The sequence below is a fragment of the Rhodococcus sp. WAY2 genome (genome assembly GCF_009859915.1).
GTDB classification, from domain to species: Bacteria; Actinomycetota; Actinomycetes; order Mycobacteriales; family Mycobacteriaceae; genus Rhodococcus_F; species Rhodococcus_F oxybenzonivorans.
Genome location: NZ_CP046572.1, coordinates 3552344 through 3569350, shown reverse-complemented (window position 1 = coordinate 3569350; position 17007 = coordinate 3552344). Strand labels below are relative to the sequence as shown.

The following is a 17007-nucleotide window of genomic DNA, read 5'->3' as shown; positions in this document are numbered from 1 at the left end:
AAGGTGGCGGATGACGGCGGCGTCGGTCGACGCGGGCTGACCGTGCGCAATCGCTGTCTTTTGGGGGTGAGGACTGCCCACTGCGCTGTGCGGCAGCGAAAAGGCGGGGATGGTGGTCTGTGGAACGTGTTCCGCGGGTGGATCAGCGTGCCCGGCTGTCGGTCAGTGAATGGGTGTGAGGGCGTCGGCCGGGGTGGGTGTCGAGACGGTCGGTCGCCGGAGGTACATGGTCCAGGTGATCACGGCGCAGATGATGTAGAACGCGGCGAACACCCAGAATGCTGTGGTGGCCGACTTGTCTACCCCGAGGTACGAGGCGCGCAGGACGAGGTTGATGGCGACTCCGCCGAGGGCGCCGACGGCGCCGGCGATGCCGATCAGTGCGCCGGACATGGTGCGCGACCAGACGGCGGCGGTGGGTGCGTCGTGGGGGTGCAGCGCTGCGGCTTTCGCGGCGAAGACCGCCGGGATCATTTTGTAGACGGATCCGTTGCCGATTCCGGAGATGACGAACAGCAGGATGAAACCGACGACGTAGGCGGTCATGATCGCGGTGTTCGCGGCCTCGGCGTTGGCGTCGTCGACGGTGCCGGCTACGACGAGAACACCGGCGGCTGCCATCATCGCGACGAAGCTGTAGAGGGTGATCCGGCCGCCGCCGATCTTGTCTGCGAGGCGTCCGCCGAGTGGGCGGGACAGCGACCCGAGAAGTGGTCCGATGAAGGCGATCTGGGCGGCGTGCAGGGCGGCGGTGGCTTGCATGGCGGGGGTCGCCGGAGCGCCGTTGGCGAGTCCGGCGAGGAAGTTGAGTTGCAGGATCTGGCCGAAGGCGAAGCTGAATCCGATGAACGATCCGAATGTTCCGATGTAGAGGAACGAGATGATCCAGGAGTCGCGGAACTTGAGCACGTCGAGCAGTGATCGTGCGTCGGTTTTCTGGTTGGTGAGGTTGTCCATGTAGAGGGCGGCGATCACGGCGGCGATGCCGATGAGCACCAGATACACCGCGCAGACGATCTGGGGGCTGCGGTTGCCCCAGGTGGCGATCACCAGCAGGCCGATCAACTGGATGGCCGGAACGCCGATGTTCCCGCCCCCCGCGTTCAAACCCAGGGCCCAGCCTTTGAGTCGTTGCGGATAGAACGCGTTGATGTTGGTCATCGAGGACGCGAAGTTCCCGCCGCCGAGTCCGGCGAACGCGGCGACGATCATGAACGTGGTGTAGGACGTTTCGGGCCGTGAGATGAAGTACAGGGTCAGGGTCATCGGCACCGCCAAGGCCAGTGCGCTGATGATGGTCCAGTTGCGGCCACCGAAGGTGGCGGTGGCGAAGGTGTAGGGCAGGCGTAGAACTGCTCCGACCAGGGTGGGTACGGCGACGAGGAAGAACTTTCCGGCTGCATCGATGTGGTAGACGGCCGTGGGCATGAACAGCACCATCACCGACCACACCGACCACACCGAAAATCCGATGTGCTCGGCGAGGATGGAGCCGAGGAGGTTTCGGCGGGCAATGTTCTTCCCGCCCGCCTCCCAGGCGGCCTCGTCCTCGGGGTCCCATCTGTCGATCCGATGCCCGATCGATACCGGGGGAGGCGATGAGTTCGAATGTGACGGAGATATGGTTACCACGGCTTAACTCCTGAGATTGAAGATTCGCAGAACCATAGGGGCGGAATATGTCCGCTCGATGGCCGGTGGTGTCGGGGCGCTTACACTTTGCTCACCCCGCCAACTGCGCCGACGACAGCACCCCGAAACAACACCGTGACCGTTGCGCAACACGCGTCACATATCCATATGCCCTGGTTGGAGCGTGTTTTCCCGATCACAGGACAGGCGGTGTTCCTGACCGCAGCGCAGGCGGTGTTGATCGCTGCGGTCGCCTGGTGGGCATCGGCGGTGAGTGTGGTGATCGTGCGGGCACTGCTGATTCGAAGGCGTCCTGCCCGAACGCTTCAGGACGGCCCGGAGTAGCGGGATCTCGACCAGGCTTGTCCCACCGAAGACGGAGCGTCATGGCAAGCTCGGGCACGATGTTGCCGATCATGCGCGGTCAAGGGCCCGCACGAACGGATCGGCAGCGCTCCACATTCCCGCGGTCAACCCGACCTTCTCGACCGTGCCCACAGCAGCACCGTCGGTGTGTGACACGACATCGGTCCGGAGGCCGAGGCCGAGACAGACACGGAAGATAGGACGTGGACTAACGCGCACCGAATAGACATCGAAGTCGACTGTGCTGCCAAGCTGCCGAGGAGGAGTCGTCACAAACCGCGGCGACGCAATTCGCCTCGACGTACTGGGTGGGGTGATTGAGGAAGTCGTGCAGGATCACAGCGAGCGGTTGGCCACGTGCCGGCCGGAGTGCGCCGTCGTGGTCAACGCCCGGAATCCTGGATGAATGTCATTGACATCGTGCGGGTTCCAGGATCGATCGGCGGAAATGCAGAACCGACAGCCCTGGGGGCGGGACGGCGTCGACGGTGCGGCCCGCCGCATTGGGGCTGGTCTGACTGCGAGTGAGCCACCGGTGTCACAGGTTTCCCAGTCGCAGGGCAGCACGCAGGCTGGGGGAGAGGATTTGTGGTCGGTGCCCTGCCGCAGGTTGGGCTGTCCGCGGTCGGCGAGAATCTTCTCGGTGTCCCGCACCGAGATGGGTGCAGGTCGATTCGGGTGCGCAGGAGATGAGCGACAGCGCTGGGGGATGGGTATAGGGATGGCGTCGGAGTCCACGACGGCGGGCGGGAAAGATCCACTCCATGTCGTCGGTCACCTTGGGGAACACGTCACGCCGCTGCGGTCGGTCACCGGGTTGGTCAGGGCGCATCCAATCCATTTGGTGTATCGCAGCAGGCCCCGCGGCGGAGGGGTGCACGCCCGTGTGGGCCGCCTGCGCCTGTTCTCGTCGGCGCTGGGTTGATAGACGGTGTTGTGCCACAGAAATATCCGGGTGACCGTGGTGGTGAGGAAGTCGGGTTCGGCGCGAACGCGGCCGCCGACCCCGCGTCGGTGGTGCGGACCCCGCGTGAGAACTCCGGTCGGCGGTGTCCGTGGCTGCGTTCGGTGGCGGTCCGACCGACTACAGACGGAGCTTCCTGACATGGCAACCCTTCACGGCAGACCCACCGTGGGCAGCCTCCGGGTGACGAATTGTCGGAAGTAGTCGACCTTCGGGGCGGTCACCAGCACCGGGAGGAGCAGGTCCCACGCCATCGCGGTACGCGTGGGCAGGGCGACAGGGTTGTCGGCGGCCAGGAGGCGTGCTCCGGCGAAGAGTTCCACCAGGAGCTGACCGACTGCGTCCGGATCGGTGTTCTCGCGCAGGTCACCCTCGTCGATTGCTCGGCGGGCCAGGAGTTGGTAGGTGGATATCCAGGTGGTGAAGGTGTCCGTCTCCGACCTTCGGTAGTCGCCCATTTCGGTGATGAGGCGGAGTGTTGCCCCCATCACCGCGTCGTTGAGGGCGGCGTCGACCGTGACGAACGAGATGCCGATCATGGCCTCAAATGCCGGCGTAGGGGAGGCCAGATACGGGTGCACACGACGGTGAACCGCCTCGTGCCTTCCTCGATGACGGCGCGGGCGAGTTCTTCCTTGGAGGCGTAGTGAAAGTACAGCGCCCCCTTGGTGGCCAGGGCCTGGGTGAGGACCTCGCTCAGCTTCGTATCTGCGTAGCCGCAGCGGGTGAACACCTCGGCCGCGGCATGGAGCAATGCGCGACGAGTGACTTCCGCCCGCTTCTGGGTGGCCATTCACCTGCCCTTCGCGTAACGAGATCATCGGCCGGACGGCTGTTCGTGAACCGTCCTGAATGGGATTGAACGACGCACTGCACATGCGTACCCGATGTGGAGGTTCGTCGCATGATGTTCAGTGTGCCCCTATTCTGCAAGGCTTTCCGGCCTCGTAGAAGATGACCCGCCGCCCGGATTTCGGATTTCGTCGACAAGGACTGCCCCAGGGGTGAGCCGCACGGGCGACGGCGTTCAGGGCGGCGGCCGCCGACTGCACCTCAGGAACATGGGAACTCAGGCACAAGGATGTCCGCGGGTGCTCGGCGCCCGGGCATCGGAGGTCCCACCGGTGACCCGCCCCGCGAGGGCCGGGAGCGGGACTTCGTCACACTGCTCGCCGACTACGACTAACACGACACCCTCGCCTTGGCGGAGATCGAGCAGTGGTCGCCGCACCCGAAGGATCGACGAACGGGACTTGCGGTCTTGGCCGTTGCCAAGGGACAGGTGTCAGGTCGACCCAAGGCCGAAAACCGCTGTGTGCTCGGCGGGCGTGACGGTTCGAAGGACCGCGCGCGTGGCCCGTACCCTTTCGAGCGCACAGTCCTAATTTGGCGTTCATCGACGTCGCGGCAACTGGAGTGGGCGCGGGTTTCGATTCACTCTGTGTTGTCGATTCGTGGGGGAAGCCCTAGGTGGCGTGTTTCTCAGCAGGGTAAGGCATCTCCGCAACCCCGGCTGTGGCTTGCGTTACATTTCTGGGCGGTATTGATCGAATTCGCAGGATGAGCCCCTCGGCTGCGCTGGCGGTCGCACTGTTCGAGTGGTGGCCGGATGTCATGCGACCCAGCGAGACTGGACGATCGACCTAATAGCGTTTGCGCTCAACATATTCCACACTGTGACCGGAGCAGACTCGGTTCAGGGTGCTCGGGTAGTGTTGTCGGCACGAATATTTCGGGCCGCCGATGGAGAGCAGGGGACGGCTGGATGCGGGCACATCGACATATGAGGTGGACGGTCGCGGCAGTGGGTGTCGGGTAGGGCGCGAGCATTCTTCTGGCGCCGGTCGCGGCGGCGGAGGAGGTGCCGGACCTGCCCGGGGCGAGCTCGGTGTGGCAGGTCCCCGTAGCATCGCCACACCCGCGATGGCGGGGTAGTGCGGTGATGGGGCGGTAGCTCAGTCGGTTAGAGCCGTGGACTCATAATCCATTGGTCGCGGGTTCGAGCCCCGCCCGCCCCACCGCGTTCATCGCCGGCCCCCGGCAGCCTCGTGGGGGGACGGGGTCAGGCCGCCCGGATCGAGAGTGTGCGAGGCGGTGACATAGCCGTGGTTGATTCCCGGTCGGTAGGTGGTGAATCTTTCGAACACGGTGCTGCAGACCGGTGACTGCCGCGGCGTGGTACCTACACCAGGTACCGGGTGGGTCTTGTGCCCGGCGTCGGTCATCTGAGTCCGTATCAGGTGGCGCTGCGTTCGGCGGATCCCACCGCGTCGAGCACGGGGGCACGCGTCGAGACGTCGGGGGTGAGAGCTGATTCGACGGTTCCGATGGTGAGCCGTTGCCGCCACCTGGCCTCGTCGAACGGCGATGGGCGCGTATCGGACAGGAACCTCTCGACGGTGTGGACAAAGCGCATGGGGTCGTCCCGGAAGGGGAAGTGACCGGCGCCCGGGAAGATCTCCAGCCGCGAGCCCGGCATTGCCGCGTGCGCGGCGTGGACGTGGCCGACGGGGATGACCGTGTCGCGATCTCCCCAGATGAGTTGAACAGGGAAGAGAGACCGGAGCGGTCCGCGGTGCTGCTGGGCGCTGCAGACGAATTGTTCAAGGCTATCGGCGGTCGCGCTCCTGATCTGACAAGTTTGGCCACGTTGCACGAGAAGTCTTGGCAGAACGCTCGGACATCGCTCGGCGACAAGGCATTCGAGTCCTCGATTCAAAGGGGCGCAGCGCTGAGCGCGGACGAGGCGGTAGCCTATGCCTTGGGTGAACGCCCGCGGACCGAAGCGCCCGCGGCAAGTGGCGCAAACTCCGCCCTGACCCGGCGCGAGCAACAAGTAGCCGAATTGGTCGCCGAAGGACTGAGCAACAGGGCTATCGCTGACCGGCTCGTAATTTCACAACGCACCGTTGAAGGTCACGTAGAGCACGCCCTCGTCAAACTCGGCTTCACCTCGCGCACGCAACTTGCTGCCTGGGTCCACGAACAGAAACCCGATCGCTGACCCACCTCGTCGCCCTGACTGCGCCGATCAGCGCACGAACGGTCAGCACGGTGAGCGGGAGCTCCGCGCCCGTGAGTGGTTAACGAGTCTCTGCACTCGTTAACCACTCACGGGCGGCGCAGCCGCCTACAGCAGTTCGAGGACCATGGCCATGCCCTGGCCACCGCCGACGCACATGGTTTCGACATCGAACTGCTAGTCGCTGGACTGCAGGTTGTTCAGCAGGGTCGCGGTGATCCGGGCACCGATGTCACGCGAAACTACTGGTCCGCGGGACGGCCTGGCCGGTGCGGTCGAACGCTCCCGAGCTGTCGGAGGTCTTGGGTTCGTCGACGAAGATGTCGATGGTCAGGGGAGCGTTTCCGCCATACGTCGTGAAGTCGGTGACACCGGCTTCGGTGAGCACTTCGACGTCGAGGACTGTGCGACCGTTGTCGGTGCCCGCGGGACGGCCGAGTAGTTCGATTGCAGCATCGGCCATGATTTCGGGGGAGCGTGAGTGTCGCAGGCTGTCGGATCCGCCGAGTAGGTTCCCGACCGCTGCTGTCGCGATCATTGTCTGCGGCCACAGGCAGTTGCTGGAGAAGGGCACATCCGCGTGTTCAGCCGCGATACCCAACGCGGCCAGCGTCATCCCATACTTGGCCAACATGTAGCCCGGGTGGGCGCCCAGCCAGTATTTCGACATGTTGAGCGGCGGTGAGAGCGTCAGTACGTGTGGGTTCGAAGATTTCCGCAGGTACGGAAGACACGCCTGGGTCAGCACGAAAGTGCCGCGCACGTTGACTTGTTGCATCAAATCGAACCGCTTCAGGGGCAGTGCCTCGGTCTTCGAGATGTCCAGCACGCTCGCATTGTTGACGACGATGTCGATGCCGCCGAAGTTGTCGCGGGCAGACTCCACGACTCGGGCGATATCGTCGGCGTTGCGGACGTCGCCCACCACCGGGACAGCGTGTCCGCCCAACTCGGCCAGTTCCGCGACGGCGCTGTGAATCGTTCCGGGTAGTCGGGGGTCAGGGGTATCGGTCTTGGCGAGCAGGACGATGTTTCCGCCGCGGCTCGCGATTGCCCGGGCGATAGCAAGTCCGATGCCGCGACTTCCTCCGGACATGACGGCGGTTCTCCCACGGAAGCTCTTGTCGTTCATCGTGATCCCTTCATCGTTGGCGCTGCGGCCGAGCCCCCTTCACGATAGGGAAGTCTTGTGATGGTGACCACGTCCGCGAAGAATCAAGAATGAGGCGTTGTTTGTTCTCATCGGACAAGCTCGTGTCGGACGGGTGAGGGCCGCAACCGCCGGTTGGCCAGAAAGGTGCAGGTGGAAGCGCTGATTATGACTTTCGAGGCGATTCGTCATGCGTGGGAGGTAACTGCTCTATTGTCTTCGCATGGCTTCACACGACGAGCGCACCGCGCTGTTGGTCGCAAGAATCGCAAGCTCGCTCAACCGGCGGTTGGTGTCGCTGACGGCAGACATCACCGACGTGCTGTACACGGAGATACCCGACTTGCGTGCCGATCGGCAGTTGCTCGAACTACTCGGGGCGAGTGTCGAAGGAAACCTCGACACCATCTTTCACACGTTGCAGCACAACATTGCGCCGGAAAATCTGGAGGCGCCGGCCGCGGCGATGGAGTACGCGAGACGCCTTGCTCAACAGGGGGTTCCGGTCAATGCGCTCGTACGCGCATATCGACTCGGGCAGACCAATCTCCTCAAATTGGTCTTCGACGAGTTGGGTGGGGAAGCGGTTGAGCCGGAACTGGGCGTTCCAGTGCTCGAGCGCATCATCACCGTGATGTCGGTGTACATCGACAGGGTGTCGCAGCAGGTGGTCGCAGTCTACGAGCGTGAACGGGAACGGTGGTTGGCCCACCAGAGTAGCGTGCGTGCCGTCCGAGTTCAGGAAATATTGGCGGGCAACGAACATCCGGATGCAGGGGCCAGCGCTGCCCTCAACTACGTCCTGAATCAGAATCACCTGGCAGCGATCATGTGGGCCCCCGATGCCGGTGCAGGAGACATGCTGGCCAAGATCGAATCGGCTGCACACGACTTCTCCGGGTTCATGGGGGCAGTGACCGATCCACTGTTCGTGGCGGCGGACCGCGTCACCGGATGGGTATGGGTTCCCCTCGGTACCCGCTCGGCTCCCCGGCGAGATTACAGTGAGCTGCGCGAATTCCTACACGACCGTCATTCGGGACTAGTTGTGGCTGTCGGTGGAATAACTTCCGGCCCCGAAGGATTCAGGCAGTCCCACGCGCGCGCCCAACGCGCACGAGCGCTTGCCATCGCTGCGGGAAAAAATGCCCCCGTCGCAATCGCATACGATGAACCAGGAGTGTCGACCGTCGCGATGCTCACCGAGGACCCCGCGGCTACCCGGACTTGGGTACAAAGCGTCTTGCGCGGCCTGGCGGCGGACAACGAGAACGCGGCGCGCCTGCGCGAGACCGTCCAGGTCTACCTCGCGAACAATCTCAGCAATGTTGCGGCCGCGAAAGTTCTCGACTTGCACTACAACTCAGTGAAGTATCGGGTGAAGCGGGCTGCGGAGGAACGGGGGGAGGATTTCACTCGGGACCGCCTGTCTGTCGAACTCGCCTTGCTCGTGTGCCAATGGTTGGGACCGGCTGTCCTGACGCCGGATCAGGCGAAGGGTGGGCAGTGATGCCATGGGCGGCGGGTCCCGCTTCAGTTCGAGGCCGTATTGACGACCTCCGGTTGCGGCCCGGTCGGCGAGTCCGTGCCTGTCCGCGGTGGGTGTCCGGAACTGCTCACAGCCTCGTCGAGGGTGATATAGCCGTCGCAGGACAGTCCGGCTGCCGTGAGAAGCGCGGTGTAGAGACGATTCAGCATGGTGTGTCGGTTCCTCCTCGTGAGTGTCGTTGGCCGTGCGCATGGGCACCGCAGGATCGCTGCGGCCTGCGATTATCCTTGTCGGCGCGACGACGCAGAACTGCGGCGCCGATCCCGTCCGGGCGCGGACGTGTCGTTGCCAGTGCACGCGCCAACCGCATGGCCTCCGGCAATACTTCGTGCGGATGAACGATCCGGTCGATAATTCCGCAGCGCAGGGCGGTCTCCGGGTGGAGCGTGTCTCTGAGGGAAACCGGCTCGAACCGGAGTCTGCCGCCAAGTGCACCGGAGCGGAAATTGCAGTCCTCGACTCGCCGCACTTCTCGGGGCCCGAGGGTGGCGTGGGAACTGACGATGGCAGCGTTACACGCCAGGACGAGATCGAGGCCTCTGCCCGAGGCCGAACCGTTCACGGCTGCAATCACAGGCTTGTCGATCTCGTGGCGAACGAAGCCGGCAAAGCCCCATTCCGGGTGTCCGGGTGCGTCGATACTGTGCCCGGCGGACAATGCCGCAACATCCGCGCCGGCACAGAAGGTGTCTCCCGCGCCTGTGATGATGCCGACTCGAAGATCGGGAGAACGAGCCAGGGTCTCCATCGCCGCGGCGACCCCGGCTGAGACCGCCGCGTCGACGACGTTACGCAAGTCGGGTCTATTGAGAGTGATGACTGCGACCGACCCGCGTCGCTCCAGGAACGCCGCACCACGGTGATCGCTTCTTCCGAACTGCTCGACCGCCTTGTCCTTCCTGTTCAAGCGCAGTACCTGCGGCTACAACACATCGTCGCCGTGTCTGCGCAGGTAACGCAGTGCGGATTGGGCGGCGTTGTATCCGCTCATTCCATGGGCGCCGGCGCCCGGCGGCGTTGACGCCGAGCACAAGTAGGTTCCCGGTACGCCGGTGCTGTAGGGGTCGAGGGCGATGCGCGGCCGGAGTACCACCTGGGTCTCGGTGTTGGCGCCGCCGATGATGTCGCCGCCGACATAGTTGGCGTTCGACTGGGCAAGTTGTGCGGGCCCACTGCTTACTGTCGCGACGACGCGGTCACGGAAGCCGGGGGCGAACCGTTCGATCTGCGCGGTGATCGCCGACGTCGCATCGCCCGTGTACCCGTGCGGCACATGTGCGTACGCATACAGCGGGTGCAGATTCCCTTTCGATCGGCCGGCGTCGGCGAGATACTGCTGCCCCACGAGGACGAACGGCCGCTGTGGCATCCTGCCGGATGAGACATCCTTTTCGGCGGCCGCGATTTCCGCGAATGTGCCACCGAGATGCACGGTTCCGGCGCGGCCGCAGTCGGGGTCGCGCCAGGGCACCCCGCCCTCGACGGCGTAGTCGACCTTGAATGCCGCCGGTCCGTGCCGGAACCGGCGATACGCACGCGCGACTCTCTGTGGAATCTGCTCGCCGAAGATGCTCAGTGCGGCGGACGGTGACAGGTCGAGCAGGACGACGTCCGCGGGAGGAATGTCGGCGATACTGTCGACCCGGACACCTGTGGCAATCTTCCCGCCCCAGTCGGTGAGCACGGCCGCCAGAGCGCTGGTGATCGACTGCGATCCACCTTCGGCCACCGGCCATCCGTAGCGGTGGCCTGCGGCGATGATCATCAGGCCGACTGCGGACGTCGCTGGACGGTCGAGCCGGTAGTACGCGTGCGCGGCCACACCCCCGAACAGTGCTCGGCCCTTCTCGGTGCGCCACCACCGGGCGGTCGTGGTCGCCGGTAGCAGCGCCCGGGGCCCGAAGCTCGCCAGCTTCAGCGGATGACGTGGAATGTTCACGAGCGGACGCATGAGGTCGGCGGCGAGATCGTCGAACCCGTCGGCAAGGTTCCCGAACATCCGCTGCCAGCGCGGCCCGTCGGCCCCGAGGCCGGCGGCTGTTTCGTCGACGGAGCGGTGCAGAAGTCCTGCTTCCCCGCTGTCGAGCGGATGCGCGCAGTCGACGTCGGTCCACTTCCAGCTGAGGCCGTAGCGTTCGAGGTCGAGCGTCTGCAAGTACGGCGACCCCGCTCCCATGGGGTGGAACGCGGAGCACTCGTCGTGCAGAAGCCCCGGAAGGGTGAGTTCGCTCGAACGGGTACCGCCGCCGATGGTGTCGGCCGCCTCGAGGACCTGGACCTCGACGCCGTGCCGGGCGAGGTGGACCGCGGCAGCGAGCCCGTTGGGCCCGCTGCCGACCACGACCGCTGTGCTCACTGCCGCACTCCTGTGCCTGCGTCATCTCGATACGGCGAATCAGCGTGCCTGCTGCGCACTCTCGGTTCCGTCACGGTTCCGGGATCGGTGATTGCCCGGTCGGTGTCGATGTCCAACGTCCACTGTACGTCGAACGGGATGGGACCGTTCGGCAGCCACGGTTGCTCGGCAATGGCGTCGGACACCTTGTAGGTTCCGCGTTCGATGACGCCGAGGGCGGCGTCGATCACCTTGTACTCTTGGACGCCCTTGTGGATGGGCTGCGATTCGATCCACGCGATCAGGAACTCGCCGGGCGCGAAGTTGCAGCGCCGCTGAATGGCCGCGATGAGGTGCTCGTTGTGGAGGTGCCCGTCACCGAAGTTGAAGGCCACCAGCGAGTTACAGCTGAACTCGGCCTCGCGCAGCGAGTAGGTGTCGATGTCGTCGCCGAGATGGCGACTCATCAGCGACAGCAGAGCGCGGCCCTGGCTGTGCATCGACCGCCAGCCCAGCAGTTGGTGCATCACGACGTCGGCGACCTCGGGCGGGTACGTCGCGAGTAGCTGAGTCCGGGTGTTCTGGCTGGGGCGCTTGATGAACTGGTCGAGCTTGTCTTCCGCGCCCGGCGCGAATGCCCAGGTGGCCGAGGCCCAGTTGCCGGCGTACTGCCGCATCGAGGGCAGGAACGAGACGAGGTCGGGGCGCAGATTGCCGAGGATCGGGAAGAACACCAGCGCGGCGATGATCGCGGCGAGCAGTAGCGGTGAGGAGAAGTCGCCCAGCCCGTAACCGGCGGCGTTGGGGAATCCGAGGAACAGGAAGACTGCCGCGTAAGCGAACAGCAGGTTCCATTCGAGGGGCACTGCGAGCGGGAACGTCGACAGGATGAACAGGTGGAATGCGACCATCAGTGCAACAGCGAGCAGGGTAACGGTTCCATTGGTGGTGAACAGCAACACCAGTGGCGTCACTACCTCGACGACGGTGCCCAGGACGTGGGCGACACCGCCGGCGACGATGGACGGCCGCAGGTCGTTCGGGAAGCTGCGGTAATGGGCGCGCTTGATCGTCTTCGACGGCAACCAGGGAGTGTTGGACAGCATCGGGGGCACCACCATCGAGAAGTGGTGGCCCAGCTTCGACATGCCGGCGCCGACCCATACCGACACGATGAGCAGCTTGAGCGCGACGATCATGTCGACGAACGGAAGAACACCGAAGAAGACGACGGCCGGGAAATACTGCTCGCCGCGGGCGGCGATGAAGATGACCTTGTCACGCAACCCGATCACGACGAGCAGCGCGATCAGAGGCAACAAGAGCGTGGGGTTCACCACGCCGTGATTGCCGGGCAGCGCCGCGTCGATGGACGGTGTGTGGACACCGGCGAGCCCGAGTGCGAGGACGATGTCGACCAAAATCGCGACGTAGACGACAACGTCGAAGACGGTGCGGGAGTCGCCGGCTGTCAGTGGCACCTTCCCCGGCCAGGGTGGTAGGCGGATGGTGCCCGGCCGCAGCCAGAACAGAGCGCCGCCCATCATCGGCTTGAAGTGGCCGGCGAGTGGCCCCCAGGAACCGCCCAGGCCGATGGTCTCGATCAGCAGCGTCCACAGGATGAGCTTCTGGTACACGATCGGCGCGTTCCACCACGCGCCGATGTCGAGCACGTTGTAGCCGGAGGTGAATGTCGCGATGGACAGTCCGGCGCCGATGTAGAGGACCAGCAGTTTCAGAATGTAGATGGTGTGCACCATCTTCGGGGTGCCGAAGCCGTAGTCGACCCAGTGCGTCGACATGGCGCGAATGCGGTCGAAGAAGGGACGGTCGAGAAATGTTGCGGGGTCTACTTCGGGAAAGTTCCCGGTTGTGAATCCCATCGGAAGTCTCCTGGATAGGGCGGGCGGGGGTAGGGGTCATCGCCTCGGGTGTGGCCCGAGTTGCGACGGGTGCTGTGGTGGCGGTGAGAGCGGGTTGCTCAGCCGCGAGCAGTGGTGGACAGCCGGTGCCGGCTGCGCAGTCCGGGTTTGTCGATCTTGCCGACGGGGTTGCGGGGCAAGGCGTCGACGACATGTATAGCCACGGGCAGTTTGACTTTCGTGAGCCGCTCACGGAGGTGGTCGGTGAGCTGTCCGTCGGTCACGGGGCTGTCGGGATAGGGGACCACGTAGGCGACGGGTACCTCGCCATACACTTCGTGAGGTGCGCCGACCACGGCTGCCTCGAGGACGCTGTCGTGGGTGGCGAGTGCGTTCTCGATCTCCTTGGGGTAGATGTTCTCGCCGCCCCGGATGATCATGTCCTTGATCCGGTCGACGAGGGTGAGGTAGCCGTCCTCGTCGAGTCGACCGACGTCGCCCGTGTGGAGCCAGCCGTCGACAACGGTCCGGTGCGTCTCCTCGGGACGCCTCAGGTAGCCGTGCATCACGTTGGCGCCGCGGATGACGATCTCGCCGACAGTTCCCGGTGGCAGCAGGACGCCGGACTCATCCATGATCGCAAGGGTCTGCCCGGGCAGTGCGGGCCCGACGGTGCCGAGTTTGCGGACGCCGCCGGGTGGGTTGCACGCCGACGCGCAGGTACCCTCGGTGAGCCCGTACCCCTCGACGATCACCAGGCCGAAGCGCTGTTCAGCGCGTTCGAGCAATTCCTTGGAGATCGGCGCGGCTCCGCAGACTCCGAACCGCAACGACGACGTGTCGGTGACAACCTCATCGGGTTGGGAGACGAGCAGTGCGTAGATTGTCGGGACTGCGGAGAAGTATGTCGGCCGCAGCCGGGCCACGTCGTCGAAGAACCGGGCCGGGGAGAACCGGCCGGTGACACTCAGTTGCCCTCCGGCCAGCATCGGAGCGAGGAAGCTGACACAGATCGCGTTGACGTGGAACAGCGGCAGGATGAGCAGGCAGTGGTCCTCGGCGGTGAGCGAAAGATGCTCGGCAAGTGAAGAACTCATGAACTGCAGGTTGTCGTGCGTGAGCATGACGCCCTTGGGTCGTCCCGTCGACCCCGACGTGTAGATCAGTAGCGCGACGTCGCTCCCCGTCGGGCGGAAGTCCAGGGCCGGCCCCGCAGGCAGGGATGCGTGCATCTCGTCGACCGCAATAGACGGACGACCGGCGCTCGGAGCGTCCGGTCCCTCGTTCACGACCAGCGCGGCGTCGGCGTCGGTGATCTGGTACTCCGCTTCGGCGGTTGTGAAGGTGGGGTTGACCGGTGTCGCGGCCGCACCCAGCCGCCACGCCGCCATGAGGACGACGAGCAGCTCCACCCGGTTCGGCAGCATCACTGCGACGACGTCACCCTCACGGACCCCTCGTTCGCTCAGTTGCGCCGCGAACGCATCCACCCGATCGGCGAACTGCCGGTACGTGAGGTCGCTGTGGTCGTCGCGCAGGCACGGCGCGTCGCCGTGTGCGGTCGCGAGGTCCCAGGTGAAATAGCCGATGTCGGACACTGTTTCGATCCCCTTCGTTGCCGTGTGATTCACGACACTATGCGCGGGGGCGGTGCTCCGAAATATTCCGCGAGGCTCGAGTTCTCGCCAGGTTTTGTCCGCGGCGGACAAGGCCGGATCTGGAGCGAGGCACGGCGCGTAGTGAGTGGTGCATGCGCGGATCATCGACAATGACGCATGAAGGCGCCCGTGACATGCATACCCTGGTGAAGGGACACGCGTCCCGTCAGACCGCCCCGTGGACGAGGATGACCTGCCCTATCAGGAGCCGGATACATGGCCGAACAGATCGATGACTACTTCACCACCACCATCAACGAGATGGCCGGCGCGGTACCGATGGGGGAACGTGATCGCGACGGAGCCGTGGAGGCACAGTCGAGCCTTTCCGTGCAGGACATTCTGGACTTGTTCGATTCGCAATTGGGCAGCCGTCATCTCGATCTCGCGGCGCGCTGGTTACGCTCGAAAGGTAAGGGCTTCTACACGATCGGCTCATCCGGGCACGAGGGAAACGCCGTCGTGGCCCGCGCCCTCCGTCTGACCGATCCGGCGTTGCTGCACTACCGCTCCGGTGCGTTCTTCCTGGAACGCGCCCGGCAAGTGCAGGGCAGCGACCCGCTGCGCGATGTGCTCCTCGGCGTCGTCGCCGCCGCCGAGGAACCGATGTCGGGTGGCCGGCACAAGGTGTTCGGTCGCCACGACCTCAATATCATCCCCCAGACCTCGACGATCGCATCTCATCTGCCGCGGGCGGTCGGCGTTGCCTTCTCCCTCGCGCGCGCCGCCAAGCTACACGTCCCCTCACCCTGGCCCGACGATGCGATCGTAGTGTGCAGTTTCGGCGATGCCTCGGCCAACCACTCGACCGCGATCGGCGCCATCAACACCGCTGTCTACTCGGCGTTTCAGGGCCTTCCCATTCCGCTGCTGTTCGTCTGCGAAGACAATAGCATCGGGATCAGCACCAAGACCCCGGCAGGGTGGATCGGCGCCAACTTCGGAAACCGTGAAGGGCTCGAGTACTTCGCCGTCGATGGATCGGATCTGCCGATGGCCTACGCCACCGCGCAGCGTGCCGCCGACTGGGTCCGCAGGAACAGGCGCCCGGCGTTCCTGCATCTGCGCACGGTGAGACTGATGGGCCACGCCGGATCCGACGTCGAAGCCGCCTACCGCACCACCGGCGAGATCACCGCAGACTTCGACCGAGATCCGGTGCTGTGCACTGCACAACTGCTGATCGAGCGCGGGCATCTCAGCCCGAACGAGGTGCTTGCGCTCTACGAGAAGAAGCGCGCAGAAGTCATCGGACTCGCACGGCACGTGAGCGAGCTACCCCAACTCGATAGTCCCGCCGCGGTGATGCGACCACTGAGGGAGGGCCTCGACGAAGCGATGGCGGCCGAACCCCAACGAACCCAAGCCGCGCGCCGCGCCCACATCTTCGGCGGCCCGCTACCCGAAGAAGAGGGCCCACTGACCCTGGCCTCGTCGATCAACCGTGCCCTGCTCGACGTGCTCATCGAGTACCCGGAGTCGCTGATCTTCGGCGAGGACGTCGCCCGGAAGGGTGGCGTCTACGGGGTCACGCGCGGGCTGATAAAGAAAGTCGGGGTTGCCCGCGTCTTCGACACCCTCCTCGACGAACAGGCGATTCTCGGGCTCGCACTCGGCGCGGGAGTCTCCGGGCTGCTGCCGATCCCGGAGATCCAGTACCTCGCGTACCTGCACAACGCCGCCGACCAGATCCGCGGTGAAGGCGCGACCCTGCAATTCTTCTCCGATCGTCAATACCGCAACCCCATGGTGGTGCGGATCGCCGGTTACGGGTACCAGAAGGGATTCGGGGGGCACTTCCACAACGACAATGCCGTCGCAGCATTGCGTGACCTCCCCGGCATAATCATCGCCTCCCCGGCCAGGCCCGACGACGCCGCGGCCATGATGCGCACCTGTGTTGCGGCCGCCCACACCGCCGGAGCGGTGTGCGTGTACTTGGAACCGATTGCCCTGTACCACACCAGGGATTTGCACGAGGACGGCGACGAGCAGTGGCTCGCCCCCTACCCGGATCCACTGAAGGGCGCCGAGAATTCCGTACAGATCGGGCGGGCGCGCACCTATGGCAAGGGAACGGACCTGACCATCGTCACCTTCGGTAACGGGGTGCACATGAGCCTGCGAGTGGCGCGTCGCCTCGAACGAGCCGATATCTCGACCCGGGTGGTGGACATGCGGTGGCTCGCGCCGCCGCCGGTGCCAGACATCGTCCGCGAGGCGAACGCCACCGGCCGAGTCCTCGTCGTCGACGAAACCCGGGCGGCGGGTGGTGTGGGGGAGGGCGTCGTCATGGCATTGGTGGACCATCGCTTCACCGGCCGCCTCGCCCGGGTTGCGAGCGAGAACAGCTTCATCCCCCTCGGCGACGCCGCACTCGAGGTCCTGCTGTCCGAAGACACGATCGAGGCCGCGGCGCTCGAAGTGGTGCGGGGGCGTTGACTCCCCGCACCGGACGCGTCGGAGGGA

11 protein-coding genes, 1 tRNA gene and 2 pseudogenes are annotated in these 17007 nt (G+C 65.0%); 5 read left to right on the top strand and 9 right to left on the bottom strand.

Annotated elements, in window-relative coordinates; translation table 11 throughout:
* Positions 1-162 precede the first annotated feature (162 nt).
* Positions 163-1623 carry a nitrate/nitrite transporter gene (locus tag GFS60_RS16370; protein ID WP_236603506.1) on the bottom strand — a complete coding sequence of 487 codons (1461 nt, stop codon included), beginning with the start codon at positions 1621-1623 and terminating at the stop codon, positions 163-165.
* Positions 1624-1800: 177 nt separating this feature from the next.
* Between GFS60_RS16370 and GFS60_RS39135 the strand changes: the two genes are divergently transcribed.
* Positions 1801-1977, top strand: coding sequence for a hypothetical protein (locus tag GFS60_RS39135; RefSeq protein ID WP_236603163.1), 177 nt, complete (start codon positions 1801-1803; stop codon positions 1975-1977).
* A gap of 1137 nt (positions 1978-3114) precedes the next feature.
* On the opposite strand, the pseudogene GFS60_RS16365 reads toward GFS60_RS39135, so the two are convergent.
* A pseudogene (locus tag GFS60_RS16365) lies at positions 3115-3755 on the bottom strand (ScbR family autoregulator-binding transcription factor).
* 1151 nt (positions 3756-4906) lie between these two features.
* Here GFS60_RS16365 and GFS60_RS16355 point away from each other — a divergent pair.
* Positions 4907-4980: transfer RNA gene (locus GFS60_RS16355), tRNA-Ile, on the top strand.
* Positions 4981-5198: 218 nt separating this feature from the next.
* Here the strand turns inward: GFS60_RS16355 and GFS60_RS16350 are convergent.
* A pseudogene (locus GFS60_RS16350) lies at positions 5199-5513 on the bottom strand (alpha/beta fold hydrolase); the annotation flags it as partial.
* On the opposite strand from GFS60_RS16350, the gene GFS60_RS16345 reads away from it, so the two are divergent.
* The gene (locus GFS60_RS16345) at positions 5400-5966 is read left to right on the top strand and encodes a helix-turn-helix transcriptional regulator (RefSeq protein WP_328799768.1); all 567 of its coding nucleotides are present in this window, start codon (positions 5400-5402) and stop codon (positions 5964-5966) included. The pseudogene GFS60_RS16350 and the gene GFS60_RS16345 sit on opposite strands and share 114 nt — an antisense overlap.
* A 250-nt stretch (positions 5967-6216) precedes the next feature.
* On the opposite strand, the gene GFS60_RS16335 is transcribed toward GFS60_RS16345, so the two are convergent.
* On the bottom strand, positions 6217-7116 hold the full coding sequence (locus GFS60_RS16335) for an SDR family oxidoreductase (protein ID WP_236603161.1): 900 nt from the start codon (positions 7114-7116) through the stop codon (positions 6217-6219).
* A 241-nt stretch (positions 7117-7357) separates the two neighbouring features.
* On the opposite strand from GFS60_RS16335, the gene GFS60_RS16330 reads away from it, so the two are divergent.
* A complete protein-coding gene (locus tag GFS60_RS16330) occupies positions 7358-8644 on the top strand; it encodes a PucR family transcriptional regulator (RefSeq protein ID WP_159922751.1) in 1287 nt (428 codons plus the stop codon).
* Positions 8645-8667: 23 nt separating this feature from the next.
* Here GFS60_RS16330 and GFS60_RS16325 read toward each other — a convergent pair whose 3' ends face one another.
* The 5 genes from GFS60_RS16325 to GFS60_RS16305 all read right to left on the bottom strand — a co-directional run bounded on the left by GFS60_RS16325 (position 8668) and on the right by GFS60_RS16305 (position 14478).
* Positions 8668-8832, bottom strand: a complete 165-nt coding sequence (locus GFS60_RS16325) for a hypothetical protein (RefSeq protein WP_159922749.1) — start codon at positions 8830-8832, stop codon at positions 8668-8670.
* Complete coding sequence (locus tag GFS60_RS16320; RefSeq protein ID WP_159922747.1) at positions 8826-9590, bottom strand: enoyl-CoA hydratase-related protein; 765 nt, start codon at positions 9588-9590, stop codon at positions 8826-8828. Before GFS60_RS16320 ends, GFS60_RS16325 begins: the two co-directional genes overlap by 7 nt.
* Positions 9591-9605: 15 nt before the next feature.
* On the bottom strand, positions 9606-11039 hold the full coding sequence (locus tag GFS60_RS16315) for a phytoene desaturase family protein (RefSeq protein ID WP_159922745.1): 1434 nt from the start codon (positions 11037-11039) through the stop codon (positions 9606-9608).
* The gene (locus GFS60_RS16310; protein ID WP_159922743.1) at positions 11036-12901 is read right to left on the bottom strand and encodes a DUF3556 domain-containing protein; all 1866 of its coding nucleotides are present in this window, start codon (positions 12899-12901) and stop codon (positions 11036-11038) included. Before GFS60_RS16310 ends, GFS60_RS16315 begins: the two co-directional genes overlap by 4 nt.
* Before the next feature lie 98 nt (positions 12902-12999).
* Positions 13000-14478 (bottom strand): class I adenylate-forming enzyme family protein, encoded by a 1479-nt coding sequence (locus tag GFS60_RS16305; protein ID WP_159927258.1) that lies wholly within the window; start codon positions 14476-14478, stop codon positions 13000-13002.
* A 321-nt stretch (positions 14479-14799) separates the two neighbouring features.
* Here GFS60_RS16305 and GFS60_RS16300 point away from each other — a divergent pair, with 321 nt between their 5' ends.
* A complete protein-coding gene (locus GFS60_RS16300) occupies positions 14800-16980 on the top strand; it encodes a thiamine pyrophosphate-dependent enzyme (RefSeq protein ID WP_442972201.1) in 2181 nt (726 codons plus the stop codon).
* The last annotated feature ends 27 nt before the right edge of the window (positions 16981-17007 follow it).